Origin of the sequence: Phormidium sp. FACHB-1136 (assembly GCF_014697375.1) — a bacterium.
Classification (GTDB): Bacteria; Cyanobacteriota; Cyanobacteriia; order Phormidesmidales; family Phormidesmidaceae; genus Nodosilinea.
The window spans coordinates 1-20,735 of sequence record NZ_JACJRS010000050.1; the positions used below are offsets into that span (position 1 = coordinate 1).

Below are 20,735 nucleotides of genomic sequence, written 5' to 3' on the forward strand. Positions count from 1 at the left end.
CCTCCGCTGGCTCAAGGGTGCCGTCAACAAAGGGCGTCCGTTGCTCCAACCCATCCCCCTGCTCACCGTTGACCCTGAACCCTGCTTTGCCTCTAAAAACGCCGAAGACCAGTACTATGACCGCATCTGGTTCTCTAGGATCCAGTCCATACGATGTCAATTGCCCCCCTGGGAGGCGGCATAAAGATGTGTCAGGCAGTCAGAATTCCCACTTCGTAGATGCGGCAATTTAACTTAGCAACCTTGGCGGTAATTTCAGGTTCAAACCCAAAACGATTTTCGCAGATGCGAATAGACTGAATGATTTCTCGCCGGAAAGCTTTATAGCAGGTTTCCATATCGGTCAGGTTGATATTGGTGAGCATGTTGGATAGTGTCGTCAGGAAAGTGTTACCCACCATATGCCAGTAATACACGACCCGATGAGGTGCCCCACCCTGAAATCGCGAGCCGAATACAACGTCTGCCTTACCACTAATAATTGGATCAATCATGCGAGGAAATTCCTGAGGATCATATTCTAGATCAGCATCTTGAACAATGACAATGTCTCCAGTTGCGGCAGCAAACCCACTCCTGAGGGCTGAACCCTTGCCCTGATTTTTGGCGTGGTAAATGATCTGATCCACCTGCGAGGCAATATCCTGCTTTAGGATCTCGCGAGTACCATCAGTAGAACCATCGTCAACAATGATAATCTCGCAGTTTTTAACAGGAGACTGTCTTACCGCATCAACCACCTGTTGAATAGTGCTAACTTCGTTAAAACAAGGAATGATAACCGTTAGTTTCATAATTATTTCATCATCCTTGCTACTGTTTATTGACGGTACAAAAGTTGTTCATTCTCAGTTGAAAATATTGATGATTAAAGTCACTAAACCCACCTTTTTTTATTAAGATTTGATAGAGTTTTTGGCGATTGTAATAGCGTTTGTGATCACGAATCTCATCCTCGCTCACAATCTTAAGACGATAGGCTAAAAACTCTAGGACAGGCTGTGCCCACACTGAAGGCACTGTTAAAACAAGCTTCCCACCCGGCACTAAAACACGATAGACTTCCGTAACCATTGCAGATTCATGTTCAATATGCTCGAGCACTGCTAGCATAGTCACTACATCAAAGGTGGCATCTGAAAAAGGTAGTTGACCACTAAAGTGAAGCGGCGATACAGTGATATTTCCCGATTCAAATGGATCGACTTTAAAATCTACTCCAATACCTTGTCGAATGCGAGGAGAAATGTGGCGCAAGAAAGTGGCTTTAGTACCGCAGCCAATATCCAAAACAACGACATTGTGAGGAATGTGTCTCAAGACTTTGGATAGCCTAAAATATCTGAGAATAGGTTCTAAGATGGGTTCTTCTTTCATTGTCATTAGGTAGTGTTTATTTTGATGAACTAGTACGAGTTGAGTGAACGGTAGAAATCGTCAAAATAAGGTGAAAGGGGCAGTAGCATAAGAATCTGGAACTTGTTATTTCAGGCTTTAGTATCATCTCTCTGAATTACTCTCCAAATTAGAAACTCAGTTGCACCTGTTTCTTGATATCCAAGTCTCTGTACTGCCTCCTTGAGATGCCACTTAACGATGTACCAAATAGTCAGGCTATGGGCGGATGGGGTGTGGACTATGGTTGCCCTAGTACCGTCAATCGGTAAGATTCTCGGTTTTCTCCTGGTGACTGGATTATAGTTTCATACCAGGTTTGCCAGTTTGTAGGGATGCCACCAGGCAATGAATCGGTGGCGGGCTGTAGGGCAATGACGGCACAGAGGTCAGTATCGGGGAATAATTCTGGTAGGGATGCTGATACGTTAGTAATACCAACGTGCTTCAGGTAAACCTGCGGTGGATTGATGCGGCCCTGGGGTGAGTTAAGGAGAACCCAGAATGGATATTCCCAATAGTCGCCATCGCCCAGGGCTAAACCCACCCGTTTACACTGCTTTTGCAGAATGGCCGCCGTGGCCTGTTGGTAGGGGATGGCCATTTCTTTCCTCGCCCCACTAAAGTACATCGCCTGCCGTTCTAGGGTCAAAATAGATGGTGATTGCTCAAGCCGTTGGGTCTCAGACAGGATGGGCAGGGGCAAGATAGGACGACGCAGAGGCGTAAGACTATAGGCTAGGGCCATGGACAGGAGCAAGGTCATCAGCCAGCGCTGGCTTCTCGGTTTGAAGAGCCAACCTGCCCCAAAGGCCATGATTGGCACGGCGAGAATGACCAAGGGCACCAGGAGTCGATTGTGCCACGGGCTCCACTTCAGCAGTAAGCAAAATAGCCCTAAACTGGCCAACACAGACCCCATCAGAGAGATTAACCCCATCAGGGCGGGACGGTGTTTTCTCTGTTGCCACCAGGCCCAGCCCAGCAGGCTAACTCCTAGGCCGAAGAGTAGGCTGTGGATCGGCGCACCCACAAAGTCTTCATGGGGGGCCAAAAACTTAATCCCCGGCTGGGTTAAGAGGGAGACGGTCAAGTCTGAATTGGGGCTGTAGAGGTCATAGCCGATCAGGTTGTGGACGAATACGTTGAGGGTTTTAACGGGGGGGATGGGCAGGTTGATGTAGAGCAATTTCAGGCTGTTCGAGATCAGTACCTTTAGCCCAGGTGCATCCACCCGTGTGCCCTGGTCATCGCCGAGGACGTTGCCAAAGGTTTGATAGTTGCGGAGGAATGTCCCCAGGGACAGCCCCAAAGATCCCAGGAGGACGAGGCTACCTTGGCCTAAGTTCCAAAACCAGCGGCGGCGGAATCCAGTTTCCGTCCCAGGCTGGCCCAGCAGGAGTTTGGTGGCAAACACCATCCCCAAGGGAAACCCATAGAGAAAGGCGGTGGGTTTGGTGGCCATGGCCAAGCCCAGGGAGATCGCAATCCATACCAAATCCCAGGTTTTGTAGCGCGTGGGCACCAGGATAAAGAAGGCATAGGCACTGAGCCAAAAGGCCGTCAGCAGGTCGTTTTGAGTGGTGGGAGCCTGCATCAGCGCCATAGGAATGCTGAGGTACAGCACCGCCCCCAACCAGGGATGATGGGGCAGGGGAACAAGGGCCTGCGTGAGCCCTGAGATGACGACTAAGCCGCCCACAAAGGCCAACCACTGCACCAAATTAACGCCATAATCGCCGCCGCCCAGCAATTGCAGATGGCTGATCAACGCCGCATTGCCGGGAGGGAAGGATATCTGCCGCAAAATGGCGGTGGGGTAGTGGGCCACGCTTTGGTTTTGGAGCCAGTGCATCACCCTGGGCAGGTGGTAGGTCATGCTATCCCAATTGTTGGGAGGGGCGATCAGGGCCGTTGCCAGGGTGGTAGCCAAAACCAGGACGATGCCCCCAGCCATCAGCCGATCTAGCCCATCTAGGCCGGACAAAAGACTGAGGTAAGAACGTATCCCGCGATGGAGTGAACTCCCCAAGCTCCGAAAACAATAGCCTACCCGATGCGCCACCAGTCCCCCTTGGATAACCGTGACGATCAGCCATGCCAGGGCAACGTTGGGCCGAGTCAGAGCATTCCCCAAACTCAGCATTTCGTTCAACACCAGGGTAATCAGGGCTTGAATCATTAGGGCTTTGACCAACGCCAAGCCGATACCGTGGGGTGCCTCCGTATCAAGATCGATCAACAGCCACAGCAACCAGCCCGTCATCAAGGCCGTTACCAAGGGAATTAGCGCCAAGGTCATAGGGACGTGCTCAATCCATACTCTCTGCCCAGGTTTGGATCAGCATCCGTGGGGTAGTCTCTTCTGGATTAGGCTAACATCACCCTGCCGCCACAACCCTTGTCAACATCAGACTTAAGAAAACGCTGGGGCGATGGCCTCAAGCAGATGCAAAGCTGGTCGGTCAAGCCAAAAAACTGGTCGTGAACCGTCGGGACGGACATTCTGCCTTGGATTTTTGATCCTCAGCGGATGTCGTAGCCAAACAGGTTGGGATCCACGTCGCCTAGGTTGAGGTCGCCCAGGCCATACTCGGCCCAGCGGCGATCCACTAGGGCAGCGGTGTCGGTGTCGGGCACCAGCTCCTCGCTCCAGGGGCGGTCGGTTTCGGGGTAGACCTTGGTGGTGGCGTCGATGCCCATGCGGCTACCGAGTCCGGGCCGCTCGGTGGCAAAGTCGAGCTTATCAAAGGGGTTATTGGGCAGAATGAACACATCCCGCACCGGATCAACCTTGGAGGTCACAGCCCACATCACCTGACGCGGATCGCGGATATTGATAGACTCATCCACCACAATTACAAACTTGGTGTAGTTGAACTGGGGCAGGGCCGACCAAAAGGCGAGGGCGGCGCGTTTGGCCTGTCCGGGGTAGGTTTTCTCGATGGAAAGGACAGCGGCTTTGTAGCTCAGCCCCTCCATCGGCAAGAAGAAATCCTTAATTTCCGGCACTTGCTGGCGCAGGATGGGGGTGTAGATGCGGTTGAGGGCGATGGCCATCATGGCGTCTTCCTTGGGGGGCCGACCGCTGAAAGTGGTCATATAAATGGGATCTTTGCGGTGGGTAACGCAGTGGAAGCGCAGCAGCGGGGCCGCTTCGTTGACGCCGCCGTAGTAGCCGATGTGGTCGCCAGCGGGGCCATCCACCGCCGTTTCCCCAGGGGTGATGGTGCCTTCCAGGACGATTTCTGAGTCAGCGGGGACTTCGAGATCCACGGTTTTACACTTGGCCAGATGCACGCCCTTCCCGGCGTAGAGTCCGGCAAACAGCCATTCAGACAGGTCAATGGGGAGGGGCGTTGCCGCCGCCAGAATCACCAGGGGATCGACGCCGATGGCGATGGCCACCTCCAGCTTTTTGCCCATCTCCGCCGCCTTGCGCAGGTGCCGACTACAGCCCCGCACCGAGAGCCACTGCACGGTCATGGTGTTTTTGGATTGTAGTTGCAGCCGATACACCCCCACGTTGGGAATGCCGCTTTCGGGATCCTTCGTGATCATCAGCCCCAGGGTCAGCACCTTACCCGCATCGCCGGGATAGACGTGCAGCATCGGGATTTGGGTCAGATCCACCGCCTCATCCTTCAGCACCACCTGCTGACAAGGGGGCAGCAAATCCCGCATGGGCTTGGCCTTCACCACATCAAACAGCGCCTTGCCCATCTCCACCGCCTGGGAAACCGTCTTGGGCGGACGAGGCTGATACAGCAGGGCCAACTTATCGCCGAGGGCTTCGAGTTCCTGGGGATGTTCCATATTCATGGCCCAACAGACTCGCTCCACGGTGCCCAACACGTTGATGGCCAGGGGCATAGAGGCTCCCTTGACGTTTTCAAACAGCAGGGCAGGCCCACCACCCAACAAGAGGCGATTGGCAATTTCCGACACCTCCAGATAGGGATCCACCGGGGTGGTAATGCGCCGCAACTGTCCCCGGTCTTCCAGGAGGTTTAAAAACTGCCGAAGGTCTCGCGCCATTGTGAACAAGTGTGAAGGGCCATGTTCATTATGGCGGACAGGGTGAGTTCGCGGCTAGATTCCGTTGGGTGCTATGGGTTCTCAACCCCTGCGGATAGGACGCGCTAGGATGGAACGCAACCCATAAAAAAATCGGCCTCTCTCGAAGCCGATGCAGGTAATCTTGAATACCTATGTTGTTCTCTCAATTTGGAGGAAACCGCCTCAAAGCCTATGCGCCAGGAGTGGCTTCCGTGGGAGGGCTCTCATCTCCTCCATCATCTATTGTAACAACAAGTACAGATTTCTCTTTACAAAATCTCTAGTCGATATGTCCGGGTTCGATAACCTGGGCTGATGAGCAAATGTACTTAGTCGGATGGCGCTGTCCTAGGCTTGGCCAGCAACCGGAGTGGGCGGCGACTGACGTAGGCGCTGGGGTTGGCCCCACAGAACGGTTTCGTGCTTGTAGATTACCATGCCGGGGCGAGCGCCTTTGGGCTTATACACATGGCGAGGCTGGGTATAGATAACGGGCACTTGGTCGGATTGGCGGGCGCGGCTGAAGTAGGCGGCGATGTTGGCGACAAATTGCAGGTCGGTTTCGCTGGGCACTTGGCCTGCCCCCAGGCGCAGCAGCACATGGCTACCGGGGATTTCCTGGGTGTGAAACCAGAGGTCGTAGTCGGTGGCGACGGTGGAAATCAGCAGGTCGTTTTGGCGATTGTTTCGGCCCACTAGCACCGCCAGACCATCGGGGGTTTGCAACTGGCGAAAGGCGTCGGTGGGGTTGCGGCGATCATTGGGGCGATAGTCCGGGGAGGCGAGGTAGCCCTGTTGCACCAGTTCGTCGCGAATATCGGTGAGGGCTTCTAGGTCGGTGGGTTCGCCGTAGCTGGCAATTTGGCCCAGGGCATCATCCACCTGTTCGAGGTAGTTCAGTTCGGCCTCCACTTCGTTGAGCAGGGGCATTACCTTATCCTTAGCCCGCTTTAGTTTTTGGTGCTGTTTGTAGAGGCGCTGGGCCTGCTGAATGGCGGTTTTGTCGGGGTCAATGGCAATCGTGACGGGTGCGCCTGTCTCAAAGTCGGTGAGGGTCATGGCGGTAAGGCCCGGTACCCACTGGTGGTTATAGGTCATCAACAAATCGGCCTGCTGCCGCAGATCTTCGGCCTGGGCGGATTGATCCAACCGCTGGCGAAAGGTGTCGGCCTTTTGGCCCAGCTTTTCGAGGTGGCCTTTTAGTTTCTGCTGAAGCTGGTTTTTCAGACGGTCAAACCCCTGCCGATTCAGTTCATCTCGGTAATAGTTGTTCAGCAGACCGTGGAGGTCATCAACGGGGGCGAGGGCATCCCAGTCCAGCAGTGTATACCCCGTGGCGGTGCGGCCAGGGAAAAACTGCCCCTTCTCCAGGGCCATCAGCCAGCGTTGCCACACCGTAAAGAGCCGATCCCAATCGGCCTGGGTCAGTTCCTCAGCGGGTTGGTTAGGACTAAGTTGCGCCGCTGCCACCAAGGTTGCCACCAGGGCCGAACTGAGGCCACCATAGCTCTGCATCAGCATTTTTTTCAGGGTGCTGGGCACTAGAGTTACCCGATCCTGCCAGCTTGGTTGGGATTCGCTGAGGCTGGGCAGGGTGTTCATCATCGCCGGGGGCAGCACGTAGGGATCCCCGGTTTGAATCGGGCGCACCCGCGACTGTTGATCGCTGACCTGGTGGGCGGCGGTGACGATTTGATTCTGGTCGTTGGCCAAAATTACGTTGCTGTACTTGCCCATGATTTCCACGTACAGATGCCACTGGGGCGGATCTCCGGGACGACGGCCAAACTGCAAATCCAGCGCCCGTTCCCAGGGGGCCACGGGTTCAATGGCCACTAGCGCTAATTGATTCAACTGATGTTTGAGCTGCTGGCTAAAGGTAAAGGTATCTGGCCCTTTTGGGGGAGCCTCGCCCAGGTGCAGCCGCGCCGCCTGGGGATGCCAAGACACCGTCAGCCAACCCCGCCGATCTAGGGTACGTAGGCCGATAGCGAGGGTGGCTGTATCGCACTGCACCACCTGTTCGCAGCGGGCGGGTAGCCAGTTGGCCCGCAGGTCGTGGCAGACGGCCATTAGGGTTGTGAAGTCAACGGGTTGCATGGGTTTCCTCGGCTTGGCCGCGATAGGGGCCGCAGGGGTTCAGGCGCTAGGGGGGCAGATCGCCAGCCCCAAGGCTTTAGCCCTAGGGAGATGTAGTCCAGTGTACGAAACCGCCTAAATTCTGAAATTTAGCCGGACATTCCCCCCGCATCCCTGGCAATTCGTTAGTATGAGCAATAGGCTCAATTCTAGGCATAATAGACGGCTTTGTTCGACAATGCCCGCTAAAGCCTAGCCTTAGCGCCTCGTTCCTAGCCTAGCCTTAGCGCCCCTGTGGTCTGCCCCCGGTTCATTGCCCCCACCACCTATTCATTATGGACATCAAGCTCATCAATATCGGCTTCGGCAATATTGTGTCCGCCAATCGAGTGATTGCCATCGTCAGCCCCGAATCGGCCCCCATCAAGCGCATCATTAGCGATGCCCGCGAACGGGGACAACTGGTAGACGCCACCTATGGCCGCCGCACCCGTGCCGTCATTATTACCGATTCAGGCCACACTATTTTATCCGCTATTCAGCCCGAAACGGTGTCCCATCGCTTTGTGGGCGGCAAGGACAGTGGCGATCCCAAAAATTAGTTCAACCCCTGTTTCCCAAGCCGAGCATTCAAACAGCCGCTCCTTTCGATCTGTGTCATTCTCCCTGGGTCAAAACTGACGATCCAGAATTTTCTCCGATTCTTGTTCCGGTTGGCCATCCGTGCCGCCTTACCCAGTTCTAGACCCACCCGATCAAACAACGGCTTGAGGACGGGCATATTCCAAACCATGTAACCAGCCCCGATAGCTCCTTGGAAGCGCGATATAGAGCCAGGTTTCGCGCCCAGGGTAGAGGGGGGGGAGGACGTGATATAACTCAAGCAGTTTGAGGCAATCGCGATGGGCAAACGTAAGGCATCCGGTGAGGGTGGAGATCGGGCTGTGTATCGGGAATTTGGCCCTGCCGACCCCATGGCTAGGGCGGTACCGGATCGACCTCCCAATCAGCAAACCCTCAGGGTGGAGGTGAGCCGGAAGGGCCGAGGTGGCAAAACCGTCACCATCATCAGCGGCTTTCAGCATACATCCAACACCCTGAATACCCTGGCCAAACACCTGAAGGCCCAGTGTGGCAGCGGGGGCACCGCCAAGGAGGACAGCATCGAAATTCAGGGTGACCATGCCCAAAAGTTGCTGGAACTTTTGGCGACGAAGGGCTATCAGGTAAAGCGCAGCGGCGGGTAATGAGGGTTGGCGATCCCCCTAAATCCCCCTTGAAAAGGGGAACTTTGAAGGTATTTTCCTACGTTTCAAAGAATGCTAAATCTGTTCCCCCCTTCGCCAGGGGGCCAGGGGTGATCCCCCCTGGGACGCACCGATCAGGGGTCAGACCAAACGCAAACCGTAAGGATTTCCAGCATTTTAAGGAGCACCGATGGGCATGGGATGGATAGGGCAACGGAAGACTTGGCGGCGGCTAGGTAGCTTTGCGATGGCCTTGGTGGTGGTGCTAGGGCTGCAAAGTGGCCTACCGCTGTGGGCGTTGTCGGATCAAGCTGGGGCACAGATTTCTGCAACCGCTAGCCCCCCCTTGGCCCAAGACTTGCCCACGGCGGAGCCTATACTGCCCCCGCCTCCGGTGATTCCCATTGACATTCGCCAACACTGGGCCAAGGATTGCATAACGGCTCTGGCCCAAGCCCGGATGATCACTGCCGATGACAGCGCCCGGTTTTATCCCGATCAGCCGATTCTGTGGGGCGACTATGTGGCTTGGCTGAATCGGCTCATTCCGCCGGGGGAAGCGGGCGGCTGGGCGAATCCACTGGAAAAAGCCCTGGGGTTAACGACTGCCCCTACCGTAGCCTCTCACTACCCTAGCCAGTATTACCAGCCGGATCGGCCCCTAGTGCGGGCGGAGGGCATCATGGCCCTGGCGGCAAAGCTGGGATTGAACCATCAAATTGCGGCAAATACCCTGATTGACAACACCCTGGTGGATGGAGCGCAGGTACCTACCTATGCGCGGGAGGGGGTAGCTGCGGCCTTGGCCCAGGGCATGGTGGTCAACTATCCCGAAGGAAATCGGCTCCATTCAACCCAGCGGCTCACCCGTGGCGAGGCGGCAGCGTTGATCTGTCGCGCCGATCCCAACCTTACGTTGCGACAGTGGATTGATGCGGACTGGGTGGCTATGGCCGCTCCACCCGAAATCGTGCCCGTGCCCCTAGCGGAAACCCGTGGGGTCTGGCTCACCAACATCGACAGTCAGGTTCTATTTTCCACGGAATCCCTGACTGCCGGGGTGGATCAACTGGCTGCCTTGAACTTCAACACCCTATACCCTGTGGCTTGGAACTGGGGCTATACCCTGTATCCCAGCCGGGTCGCCGAGCGGGAACTGGGCGTCAGTCAACACCTCTATGCCGACCTCAGGGCACCCCAGCGAGGGGCTGTGGAAGGGGCACGGGACATGATGCTAGAGGCGGTAGACCTGGGCCACGCCAAGGGTATGGCAGTGATTCCCTGGTTCGAGTTTGGCTTTATGACCCCCGAACCCTACGACCTCTACCGTCGCCATCCCGACTGGTTTACCCACAAGCGGGTGGAGCCCTCTGCTGAAGATTTCGAATCCGATAAGTCCCAGCCCAAGCCAGGGGCCGACGCTGGGGTGCTCAAAAGTCGCGACCTTACCCCCACCGAGGAAGCCAGTCGGCAAAAAATGCAGGCCCTAGGCCGAGGGGGGAGCCAAGGCAAACAAGACAGCCCAGAGAACGGTCTACCACCGGAAGTCCTCGCCGATCCCGGTATTTGGCTAGAGGGAGGCCGCCTACCCCGTCGCTGGCTGAGCCCCTTCCATCCCCAGGCCAAGCGGTTTTTGTTGCAGCTCATCAACGAACTGGTGAGCAACTACGAGGTGGACGGCTTCCAGTTTGACGACCACCTGGGCCTGCCCGTGGAATTTGGCTACGACCCCTACACCATCAACCTCTACAAATCTGAACACAACGGCCAGGAGCCCCCGGCCAACTACCAAGACCCGGAATGGGTGGCGTGGCGGGCCAACAAAATCTCCGATTTCTTGGCAGAGGTCTACCAAATGGTGAAGGCTCGTCGGCCCAATGCGGTAATTTCTATTTCGCCGAATCCCCACCCCTTTGCCTATGTGAACTACCTGCAAGACTGGCCCGCCTGGGTGAACCGGGGCATTGTGGATGAACTGATTGTGCAGATTTACCGCAGCGACCAAAACCGTTTCATCTGGGAAATGAACAAGCCCTACATGCAGGCCTCTCTGCGAAAAATTTCCACCAATGTTGGCATTCTCAGCGGTCTCCGCGCCGCCCCCGTCGGGATGGATCACATTGGCGACCAAATTAAGGCCGTTCGGGATCGCCGTTTTTCCGGCATGTCCTTTTTCTTCTACGAATCCCTGTGGATGCCCGCCCCCCGCGAACGTCGCGAAGACCGCGTCACCGGATTTCAGCAAGCCTTTGCCAGCGTGGCCTCCCGCCCCAGCGGGCCACCTGGGCCACGGATGCGGGGGCGCATTCTGCGGGATCGCCTCACCCAGAGTCACCTACGTTCGGGAGGATAGGCACTCGTAGGGCTCACAGCGGTGTACCCATGGGACACCATTCACTTTAGCCTTGGCAACGGGTAACCCAACAGGAGGCCGATAACGATGCTCGTCATGGATTCTCTCTGGCTATTGGGCCATTGTGCCTTTGAAAAAACACCGACTTCGGCCACCTTATTCTTTCAGGCGGTTGTCTTTGTCGCGGTAGGTTTGGGGCTGTGGGTTCTGAGCAAAATCCAGACCCAAATCTTGGCCCGCTTTGGCATTATGGCGTTGGGGGTGTTGATTTTTGAGCTATTCACCGCTCCCATGTGGCGCAATACTCACCTTGGCCCCTGGGCTTATCTATATCACGATGTAAGCTGGATTTTGACTATCGGCTGGAGCATTCTCTTTCTTGGCGTCGTGGAAATTGTGGATAAACTGCTACCCAGTTGGCGAGAATGGAAGCGGTTTCTGCTGTATTTAGGCATCCTAATCGTGCTCACCTTGCCCCTAGAAATTTGGGTGGTCAACATTGACATTCGCAGCTATGCGCCAGAAGTTTTAGCGTCCCTGAGTGGCCTCACCCTTGCCAATGTCCCCATCGAACTCACCTACTATGTGCCTGTCTTCGCCGGATTAGTGATTGGATTTTATAAGTACTGGGGGTTTGTGCTTGAGGACAAGTTACTGATTCCCCTCAAGAAAATCCGCTGGGCTAGGGGCATTGCCATGACAGCCCTGGCCATTTTTATGTTTGAGGTGATGGTAGAACCGATGGTCGTCAATGCAGGCTTTCCCCGTTGGTCTTTTATCTTTCATGACATCAGCTTTATCATGACCGGAATTTGGGTCGGGGTCATTGCCGTAACGGCCATATTGGTTTATCGCTTTTTTCCCCATTATCCCATCGCCACACGGTTTGTGATTGCCCTGTCTATTTGCACCGCCATTGCCCTACCCATTGAATACTATTTGTTCGTGAATGGTATTCGAGTCTATGGGCCAAGTGCCATTGCCAATTTTTCGGGTTTTACCATTCCCATCATTAACGCACCGATTGAAATTGCCTTTGCCATTCCCTGTTACATGGCATTGGTAATTGGTCTAGTGCGCTATTGGGAAATTGCCCTTGATAATCGGCTGTGAGGATGTGATGCCCTTCTCTAAAATTGTACTCAACACGGTATTAGGTAGCTTTGTTGTTGTGGGTGGTTTAGTGATTTTGCTCGGCCCCAGTGCAGCAGGAACCTTGTTCTTTTTCTCCGTCGTTTGCACCCTGGGGATTGGCGGTGTGTTTTGGGTAGCCCTTGCCTTTGGGATGGGCTGGATAATGACGACGCTTTGGCAGGCGATCCGTGGCCGTCACGCGCCTACCCAGCCCGAATCTAGTCCCCAAATAGATGCCCTGACCACCTACGTGAGCCGTGCCCTGCAAGCGGGGGCCAACGATGACCAACTCCAACGCCGTCTGCAACGCCAGGGCTGGGCGGAGGAGGAAATTGCCCAAGCTATCCAGCGCGTCCAGGATAATCCTGATATGCCCCATGCTCCTGGGGCGGTTTAGGGACTGGCCTACGGGGGTAGCTATCTCGGTGGCGGTGGCTTAGCTTTTGGGGATGGGTGATGAATGGTTAGGGAGGGGGGCACGGGTTCGTTAAAGTAAGAGGGTTTTATACCCAATCCGAATTGGAAAACTCCGATTCCTGGCTCAACAAATCGTAGGGGTGAGGAGACCTCCTTGGTGATTGGTAGCGCCCCCGGCATAGCCCCCGTTCCCTTGCCTAGACAGGCAGGCGGAAACGAGGGGCAGGGGTCAGGCTGGGCAAATAAATGTTGGACTACTGTTATTGGCTAGAACCAACGAGAGCTGCCTGTTGGGCGGGCTTAACCTGGGGATTGCCCTCGCTATCTACATCCAGCAGTACCTTATCGCCTTCCTCCAGGGTTCCGGCCAGCATGGCTTCGGCGAGGGTGTCTTCCACCAGGCGGGCGATGGCGCGGCGCATGGGACGAGCCCCGTAGCGCTGGTCGTATCCGGCTTGGGCCAGCTTGTCGCGGAAGGCATCGGATAGGGTGACTTGCATTTGGCGGTCGGCCAAGCGCTTGTTCACCTGATCCAGCATCAGATCGGCGATTTGGTTCACCTCTTCGCGGCTGAGCTGGCGGAAGACGATGATCTCATCGAGGCGGTTCAGCAGTTCCGGGCGGAAATACTGCTTCATTTCCTCATTCACCAGGTTGCGGATGTTGTTGTACTGGCTGTTGGCGGCATCGGTAGCCATATCGAAACCGAGGCTGTTGCCGCCCTTTTCGATCACCTGGGAGCCAATATTGGAGGTGAGGATGATCAGGGTGTTCTTGAAGCTGACGGTGCGGCCCTTGGCGTCGGACAGAATGCCGTCATCGAGCACCTGCAACAGCAGGTTAAACACGTCGGGGTGAGCTTTCTCGATTTCGTCCATCAGGATGACGGTGTAGGGCTTGCGGCGCACGGCTTCGGTGAGTTGGCCCCCTTCGTCGTAGCCTACAAAGCCGGGAGGAGATCCGATCAGCTTAGAGACCGTGTGGCTTTCCATGTATTCCGACATATCCAGGCGAATCATCGCCTCTTCGGACCCGAACAGCGCCACGGCGAGGGCTTTGGAGAGTTCGGTTTTGCCCACCCCGGTTGGCCCTGCGAACACTAGGCTGGCAATGGGGCGGTCGGCACTGGAGAGGCCGGAACGCGCCCGCCGGATGGCCTTGGCGGCGGCAACCACGGCCTCGTGTTGGCCCACTACCCGCTCGTGGAGGATCTCTTCCATGTGGATCAGGCGCACCGCTTCGGTTTCGGTCATGCGGTTAACGGGAATGCCCGTCCAGGCGGCAACCACGTTGGCAATGCTTTCCTCATCTACCACAGGCAGGGCCGCAGAGATAGACTGGGACACTTCGGCGGCGGCTTCGGCGTATTCCGGCACCTCGGCCTGAATTTGGCTTAGCAATGCCTGACGTTCCCCTTGCAGCGCCTTGGCCTTACCAAAGTCTTGCAGCTCGATGGCGGCATCTAGGTCTTTGTTCACCTGGCGGAGTTGCTGCTTGAGTTCCTTGGAGGGATACTTCGGTGCACAGCGTAGCTTCACCTGGGATCCGGCTTCGTCGATCAGGTCGATGGCTTTGTCGGGCAGGTGGCGGTCGGAAATATAGCGATCCGACAGTTTGGCAGCGGCTTCGATGGCCTCGTCGGTGATGGTGACCTGGTGGAATTGCTCGTAGCGGCTGCGGATGCCCTGGAGAATTTCGATGGTTTCGGGCACCGAGGGCGGGCTGACGGTGACGGGCTGGAAGCGGCGTTCCAAGGCAGCGTCCCGCTCGATGTATTTGCGGAATTCATCGAGGGTGGTGGCCCCAATGCACTGCATTTCCCCACGGGCGAGGGCTGGCTTCAGCAGGTTGGCGGCGTCCATGCCCCCCTCCAGGGATCCGGCCCCAATCAGGGTATGAATTTCGTCGATCACCAGCACCACATCGGGGTCTTGGCGCACCTCTTCCACCAGTTGGGTGAGGCGTTCCTCAAAGTCTCCCCGGAAGCGAGTACCCGCCACCATAGAACCCATATCCAGGCTGATCACCCGTTTGGTCAGCAGGGCTTCGGGCACATCTTGGTTGACGATGCGCTGGGCCAGCCCTTCGGCGATGGCGGTTTTGCCTACCCCCGGTTCGCCCACTAGGATGGGGTTATTCTTGGTGCGACGACCGAGGATCTGCACCACCCGCTCAATTTCCTTGGCCCGACCCACCACGGGGTCAATTTTGCCCTGGGCGGCGAGGGCGGTGAGATCGTTACCAAACTCAGACAGGATCTTGCCCTTTTTGCGGCTGTCCTCCCGGTCGCGATCCCGGCCACCCCGTCCCACTGGCATAGAGGCCACTTCGCCCAGTTCTTGAATCACCCGCGTCCTCACCTTGCCCGGATCCACGCCCAGGTTGCTAATGACCCGATAGGCCACGCTTTCGGTGTTTTGGGTGAGGCTGAGCAGCAGGTGCTCCGGCTCGATGTAGGCGGCATCCAACTTGCGGGCCTCCTGAAAGGCTTGCTCAAACACCTGCTTCACCTTGGGAGTGAAGGGAATTTCGGGCGGTACACTGCCACTGCCTCGGCCAATGATGGCTTCGACTTCGGTGCGGGCATCGGCGAGGGTGATGCCAAAGTCGCCGAGTACCCTAGCGGAAACCGTATTGTCCTCTTTGATGAGACCTAACAGGAGTTGCTCCGTACCCACAAAGTTGTGGCGTAGGCGGCGGGCCTCCTCCTGGGCTTTCATGATGACCGCAATCGCTGTATTCGTAAAATGTTCAAACATGGCAACCTAGGGGATTGAGGGCGGTGAGAGGGAAGAAAGGCCGGTGCGGGCTAAACCACGCCTTAGGGAGGAAGAGAGACGCCAGCATTGGCCATGTCGAGACAAAAGCAAGGCGGGTGACCCAGAGCCTTAGTAATACTTTACGTAACCAGATCCCCGGTGAAGGTGGGGAGAACCGTCGCTCTAGGTAGGTAAATTTAGATACCTACGATAGATTCGGCATGGGAGCGGCGGAAGGCGAGGGACACCTGGGCAGCGGGCGAGGGCCATAGGGGTGACCAAGACCGCCCTTGGGAAAGGCCAAAACCTACGGACTAGGGAAAGGCAGCGGTGGCACAAATATTTTTCCTTAAAAGTTTATTTACATTGCTTAATACAAGTCTAGCGGGTGGAAGACCGTTGTGCAAATCCTTAGATCCCGCTCAAATCAAGGTTTGCTGAAGGAAAAATCGGCAAGAAATAGCGAATCAGCCAGCATGGCAGGGAAGGGTGGGGCCAGAATCGGGGTAGCGCTTCAATGAACCCGTTTCAAGAAATGCAAGGTTGTGTTGAGGAAGACCACTGAATTTGTCATGGCAGCGTAACACTAGGGGTATAGCGCTCTGCGCTCCACACTGTTAGGTCATGGAAGTGAAACGGTATGTCCAAAGAAAATGCGCTCTCGTTTCTCCAGCAAGCGGCCACCGACCCTGCGCTTAAAAGCCAGGTGCAAGGGGCAGAACAAGCCAGCGATTTAATTAACCTGGGGGAAACCCAGGGCTTTGCGTTTTCCCCGGATCATGTCCGCGAGGCCATCCCGGAACTGAAGGCGCAACGGGGCTTTTTTGGGGACTTGGTGGAGGCCATCCTAGAACTCTTTAGCCCCAGTCACGACAACTACCCGGCCACCGGGGTGCAGCCCTTCAGCGGCGATGCGCCCTCTCACCACTAGGGGATCGCGTCCCTAGGGGAGCCAAGGACGCTAGGGGATCATCCTTGAGTCCTTGGCTCACAGCAGCCCGCCTCTCCAGCGGATGGGTCGTCGGGTTGCAGCCTGCGGAATGCGTGTGCCACCTGACGCAATGCGCAATAAGATGTAGGGCAAACCGTGCCTTCTTCACCTTTTAAGTGGCTATCTAGGCGATCATCTTTAGAAGGTCAGCTTGAGGAGGTCATCCTGCGGTTTATCCCATCGGTAGCCCCACCCCGTCTATGGAGTTTCCCAATTTAGAGACCCTACAGTCCTTTCTATCCCGCTGGCTGGAGCAGCATGGGCATGATGTTTACTGTCAGGTGCCAGTGCCCAGCGGGAAAAAAGTGGACATTCTGACCCAGGACTACCTCGTCTACTGTGTACACACCCTCACCGAAGCGGCCCTTCAAACCGCCGCCGAGGATCTCCAGGTGCAGTGGGGCCATTTCCCCGACCAAAAACCCGTCATTGCCGGACTCACCCCCGATCAGCAGTGGGATGCCGCCTATGCCATGGCCGAACGCCTCAAAGGCAGCGGCCTGGAGGTCTGGTTTATCGATCAGATGCCGCCCTTTGTGACCTACTATGGTCAACTCGCCAAACAGGGCGAACCCCAGGTTGATCGCCCTGTCAGAAAAGCCCCCTGGGCAGGGTGTCTCCTCGCAATGGGGGTGGCCACCATCCTGGGGCTCAGTTTTTGGTTAGCCTTCAGCATTTTGGAGCGCTACCAACTTCAGGTCGCCACCACCACCCGCGACGACCGCGCCTGGGAACAGCTCCACGGGGCCGTTGCCGCCTGGGATATCAATAGTGCCCAGACAGCCCTAGGCCAGCTTGCCACCAGTTCTAACTCCTGTGTCGTCAAGTTTGTGGATCGATTTTCCGATTCCTTAGAACAGCGGGGCGGGGAAGGATTTCGCGATATTAACCCCATCATGCGCGCCCTAAATCAAGAGGACAACTGCCGCTTGGAAATGCGGGAGTATGAGTTTTCGCCCTAGGGTGTGTCATCCCATGGGCTCAACCCCTGATTCTGATGGCTAGAACACTGTCGTCATGCCGATGGAAGAGGGGGCTGACAGCATTAGGGATTGCAGTAGGGGCAGTGGCTGGGGTCGGCTTTAGGCGGCATATCGGCGGGAGGATGATCGTGATAGTGATCGCAGCGCTGGCATTGGTCTCGAATCAACGCCGTTAGGAGGGTAGGGGTGCCGCAGAGACCACAGGGCAAACCGGGCCAGCGTTTCACCTCCCGAAAGCCGGGACAGGCGCAATTTGGGCAGGTTTGGGCAATGGCCCGCAGCAAATCCTCGGTGGCCTGGGCAATCACCGCCATGCGGGTTGGGTTGTAGAGGGCGCGCATGTCCGTTTCAAGTTGGACGGTGGCGGCTTGGTGCAGGGCGGTGTCTACTGCTGTTGATAATGTTGCTTTAGTAGTGATGCCCTTGGCGAGGACGGTTCCATCCGCTCGAACGATCAGCCCGTGGCTGGGGAAGTCCACCGTGGCGGCAAAGGCTTCTGCGTCTTGCCAGCTCCGAATCTGCTGCTGGCGATAATTGGTCTCGGTGGAGAGGCATTCGCCCACAATTTCTAGGCCATGCTGACGGTCGATCAGCACCACTAGTTCGCGGTTGCAGGGCACAAAGGGGATGTGAGGGTGTGGCCCAAAGCTGCCCTCACTGGCGATGGCTAGGGTGGCTCCGGTGCGATCTAGGGCAGCGGCGGCCTTGATGCGGGCGGTGGAAAGCTGGTCGGCGGGGCGCTTCACTTCCCCGGTGAAGGTGCCGAAGCCGTCGGTATCAAACCCAGCGGGCACGGTGACGGTGAGGCCCAGTTGCGTTTCGAGGAGGGGGGCGATGACCTGCTCTTTGCGGTGCATGGTGGCGAGGACAGCCACCCGATGGGTGAATAGGTCGGTCATGGGATTAGGGATCGACTCCGTCTCAGCCTACGACAACGCCTTGCTCCAGCCGCACCTCTCCCCCCGGCCATCGCCTCGTAACAATCTCCTGCGGTAGATTACAAACCCAATGTAGAGTAGTCATCCCGGCTATCTCCGTGGCAGATAATACCAAAATTGATGATGAGCATTCCTGATTTCAAGAACAAACGGTTACTTCAGCAAGCCCTTACCCACCGATCCTACGCTAGGGAAAACGGTACAGATGATAATGAAAGGCTGGAATTCTTAGGCGACAGCATTATCGAATTTGTGGTGCGCGATTTGTTGTTTGAACAATACCCCACCATGGATGAAGGAGAGATGTCGAAGCGGTGTGATCAACTGGTGGATCAAGGTCAGCTCGCGGCGATAGCGGTGGCTATGGGGTTACCGGAACGGCTGCGTTTAGGCCATGGTGCCCAGCATGAGCGTAGTAATGCCAGTGTGCAGTCCGATGCCTTTGAGGCGTTGATTGGAGCCTATCGACTAGATGCGGGAATTCAGGCGACCTACGCCTATGTTCAAGCGATTTTTGGCCCGCTGGTGAATCAGGTGATGGCGTTACCGCCCACCGATCCCGTGAGTACGCTTCAGGAGTTTGTGCAGGCCCATTTTGGGGGGTTGCCAGAGTATCGGGAATTGAGCGCGGCTGGCCCTGATAATGCCAAGGTCTTTGAAATCGGGGTGTATATTAACGGCCAAGGCTATGGCGTGGGCCAAGGACGCCGGAAGAAAGACGCCCGTAAGCAAGCCGCCCTAGAGGCTCTGCGTCACTTCAACCTATCGCCATGAGTGGTGGCTACCACTTCCCCGGTGAGGTGGGTATCATAGCCGCCTAGCCGTTTAATCTGAGAGATCACCCGACGATGGCTGAGGGTGCCCAGCAACTGCTGCACAGTGGGTTCCTCCAGGTAGGCTTTGAGGGTGACGAGGTCGTAGCGGGACTGGCGCAGGGGCAGAAACGCCAGGTTATAGGTGGTGGCAATGGAGGCCGCACTGACGCCCACATCGGCCTGACCTTGGGCAATGGCCTGGGCCACGGCCTGGTGAGAAAACACCACCCGATCAAACCCCTGCACCGCCTGGGGGGATACCTTGGCCGCTGCTAGAGCCTGATCTAGGAGTTCCCGGCTCCCGGCCCCTGGTTCTCGGTTCACCAAAACCACATCAGGCCGAGCCAGGTCGGTGATCCTCTGGATGCCCTTGGGGTTGCCCGGTGCCAGCAACAACCCCTCATCCCAAATCCCCAGGTTGATCAGCACCGCTCCCTGGTGGGGAAGGGCGCATTGCACAAAGGGCAGGTTAAAGGTTTCGGTTTTGGGGCAATAGAGATGCACCCCGGCAATGTGGACTTCGCCACGGGCCAGTCGGTCTAGGGCTTCGGTGCTGTTGGCAAAGCTGAGGTGAACCCGTAGACCGGGGTGCCATCGTTCCGCTGCCTGCGCCCAAAGAGACAGGGCCGGAGCACAGCCTGCCACGGCCACGGTATTGGCCAGGTTGCCCGGATCATCGAGTAGGGTAACGGTGAGGGTATCTTGCTGGGGTTGGCGAAGGGCTTCCCCATCGGCAGGAATGAGTTCGACCCGAAAGGCATCATTGCCTACTAAGGGATGGGCCACCCACTTTTCACCCACGTTGACCAGGCTAACGGGCACAGGTTTTCCGGTGGGTAGGGTCGCCGTGGGGGTGGCCTCCAGCGTGGCTAAATCTGGTTCGAGCCAGAATAAATCTTCGACCTGACACCCCAAGGCTTTGGCCAAGCGCAGGGCCACCGTGACAGATAACGCCGCTTGCCCCGATTCAACACTGCTAATCGTTTGACGACTCACCCCGGCCATGGTGGCCAAGTCTTGCTGGCTTAGACCCAGGCGCAGACGGGTTGACCTCAGGCCATTACGTAACTCATCCTTCACCGACATCCCCCCACCCACGACCTGGTAGCCAGTATAGAGTCTGTCACCGTTCCCTGAATCCGACTGATATTCCACTCAACTCCGTACTTTAGGTGACATTCTTTCTGGGTCATGCCAGTAAAGTTGTCATAGTTAAAGAATACTGGCATATGGCCCGGAGGATGATATGAAAGTTAGCGCTCGCAATAACCTGAAAGGCACGATCAAAAGTCTGACGATGGGCACCGTCAATACTGAGGTCGTCGTTGAAGTGGCTCCCGGTGTGGAAGTCGTGTCGATGATTACCAAGGCTTCCGCTGAGGCGATGGAACTGGCGGAGGGTAAGGAGATCTACGCCATGGTGAAAGCCTCCAATATTATGCTGGCCGTAGATTAGCGTTGATCGGTCAGTGGGTGAGGACAATACCGTGGCCGTAAACCGTCATCCGTCTGGGAACTAGCCGCCTGTAGCGGTTTATTGCAAGTCCTTGCCCAGTGCGCCCTGA

The 20,735-nt window shown here is 56.5% G+C and carries 18 protein-coding genes; 10 read left to right on the plus strand and 8 right to left on the minus strand.

What is annotated here, in order from left to right; genetic code table 11:
• A partial coding sequence (locus tag H6G62_RS15510) for a hypothetical protein (protein ID WP_190492888.1) occupies positions 1-184 on the plus strand: 184 nt, incomplete at its 5' end.
• Positions 185-191: 7 nt separating this feature from the next.
• On the opposite strand, the gene H6G62_RS15515 is transcribed toward H6G62_RS15510, so the two are convergent.
• The 5 genes from H6G62_RS15515 to H6G62_RS15535 form a co-directional block, all read right to left on the minus strand.
• Complete coding sequence (locus H6G62_RS15515) at positions 192-794, minus strand: glycosyltransferase family 2 protein (protein WP_190496729.1); 603 nt, start codon at positions 792-794, stop codon at positions 192-194.
• Positions 795-813: 19 nt separating this feature from the next.
• Positions 814-1,383 carry a class I SAM-dependent methyltransferase gene (locus tag H6G62_RS15520; RefSeq protein WP_242052079.1) on the minus strand — a complete coding sequence of 190 codons (570 nt, stop codon included), beginning with the start codon at positions 1,381-1,383 and terminating at the stop codon, positions 814-816.
• A 253-nt stretch (positions 1,384-1,636) separates the two neighbouring features.
• A complete protein-coding gene (locus H6G62_RS15525) occupies positions 1,637-3,697 on the minus strand; it encodes a glycosyltransferase family 39 protein (protein WP_190496731.1) in 2,061 nt (686 codons plus the stop codon).
• Positions 3,698-3,921: 224 nt separating this feature from the next.
• Positions 3,922-5,433, minus strand: coding sequence for a UbiD family decarboxylase (locus H6G62_RS15530; RefSeq protein WP_190496733.1), 1,512 nt, complete (start codon positions 5,431-5,433; stop codon positions 3,922-3,924).
• 369 nt (positions 5,434-5,802) lie between these two features.
• Positions 5,803-7,554, minus strand: coding sequence for an NFACT RNA binding domain-containing protein (locus tag H6G62_RS15535; protein ID WP_190496735.1), 1,752 nt, complete (start codon positions 7,552-7,554; stop codon positions 5,803-5,805).
• 314 nt (positions 7,555-7,868) lie between these two features.
• Here H6G62_RS15535 and H6G62_RS15540 point away from each other — a divergent pair, with 314 nt between their 5' ends.
• The 5 genes from H6G62_RS15540 (at position 7,869) to H6G62_RS15560 (ending at position 12,664) form a co-directional block, all read left to right on the plus strand.
• Positions 7,869-8,135: a DUF370 domain-containing protein gene (locus H6G62_RS15540; protein WP_190496737.1), complete on the plus strand. Its 267-nt coding sequence runs from the start codon at positions 7,869-7,871 to the stop codon at positions 8,133-8,135.
• 300 nt (positions 8,136-8,435) lie between these two features.
• Positions 8,436-8,780, plus strand: a complete 345-nt coding sequence (locus tag H6G62_RS15545; protein WP_190496739.1) for a translation initiation factor — start codon at positions 8,436-8,438, stop codon at positions 8,778-8,780.
• 190 nt (positions 8,781-8,970) lie between these two features.
• Positions 8,971-11,133, plus strand: coding sequence for a family 10 glycosylhydrolase (locus H6G62_RS15550; RefSeq protein WP_190496741.1), 2,163 nt, complete (start codon positions 8,971-8,973; stop codon positions 11,131-11,133).
• 96 nt (positions 11,134-11,229) lie between these two features.
• Entirely contained in the window at positions 11,230-12,246 is a 1,017-nt protein-coding gene (locus H6G62_RS15555; RefSeq protein WP_242052087.1) for a hypothetical protein, read from the plus strand.
• Between the two features lie 7 nt (positions 12,247-12,253).
• Positions 12,254-12,664, plus strand: a complete 411-nt coding sequence (locus tag H6G62_RS15560) for a hypothetical protein (protein ID WP_190496745.1) — start codon at positions 12,254-12,256, stop codon at positions 12,662-12,664.
• Positions 12,665-12,944: 280 nt separating this feature from the next.
• Here the strand turns inward: H6G62_RS15560 and H6G62_RS15565 are convergent, their stop codons facing one another.
• The gene (locus H6G62_RS15565; RefSeq protein WP_190496747.1) at positions 12,945-15,443 is read right to left on the minus strand and encodes an ATP-dependent Clp protease ATP-binding subunit; all 2,499 of its coding nucleotides are present in this window, start codon (positions 15,441-15,443) and stop codon (positions 12,945-12,947) included.
• Positions 15,444-16,083: 640 nt separating this feature from the next.
• Between H6G62_RS15565 and H6G62_RS28625 the strand changes: the two genes are divergently transcribed.
• Positions 16,084-16,374: a Nif11-like leader peptide family RiPP precursor gene (locus H6G62_RS28625; RefSeq protein ID WP_190496750.1), complete on the plus strand. Its 291-nt coding sequence runs from the start codon at positions 16,084-16,086 to the stop codon at positions 16,372-16,374.
• A 260-nt stretch (positions 16,375-16,634) separates the two neighbouring features.
• Positions 16,635-17,396: a hypothetical protein gene (locus H6G62_RS15575; protein WP_190496751.1), complete on the plus strand. Its 762-nt coding sequence runs from the start codon at positions 16,635-16,637 to the stop codon at positions 17,394-17,396.
• Positions 17,397-17,479: 83 nt separating this feature from the next.
• Here H6G62_RS15575 and H6G62_RS15580 read toward each other — a convergent pair whose 3' ends face one another.
• On the minus strand, positions 17,480-18,316 hold the full coding sequence (locus H6G62_RS15580) for a DUF6671 family protein (RefSeq protein ID WP_190496752.1): 837 nt from the start codon (positions 18,314-18,316) through the stop codon (positions 17,480-17,482).
• A gap of 159 nt (positions 18,317-18,475) precedes the next feature.
• On the opposite strand from H6G62_RS15580, the gene rnc reads away from it, so the two are divergent.
• The gene (rnc, locus tag H6G62_RS15585; RefSeq protein WP_190496754.1) at positions 18,476-19,129 is read left to right on the plus strand and encodes a ribonuclease III; all 654 of its coding nucleotides are present in this window, start codon (positions 18,476-18,478) and stop codon (positions 19,127-19,129) included.
• Here the strand turns inward: rnc and H6G62_RS15590 are convergent.
• A complete protein-coding gene (locus H6G62_RS15590) occupies positions 19,108-20,256 on the minus strand; it encodes a substrate-binding domain-containing protein (RefSeq protein WP_190496757.1) in 1,149 nt (382 codons plus the stop codon). The two genes, rnc and H6G62_RS15590, sit on opposite strands and share 22 nt — an antisense overlap.
• Positions 20,257-20,416: 160 nt before the next feature.
• On the opposite strand from H6G62_RS15590, the gene H6G62_RS15595 reads away from it, so the two are divergent.
• Positions 20,417-20,626 (plus strand): TOBE domain-containing protein, encoded by a 210-nt coding sequence (locus H6G62_RS15595; RefSeq protein ID WP_190496759.1) that lies wholly within the window; start codon positions 20,417-20,419, stop codon positions 20,624-20,626.
• Positions 20,627-20,735 lie beyond the last annotated feature (109 nt).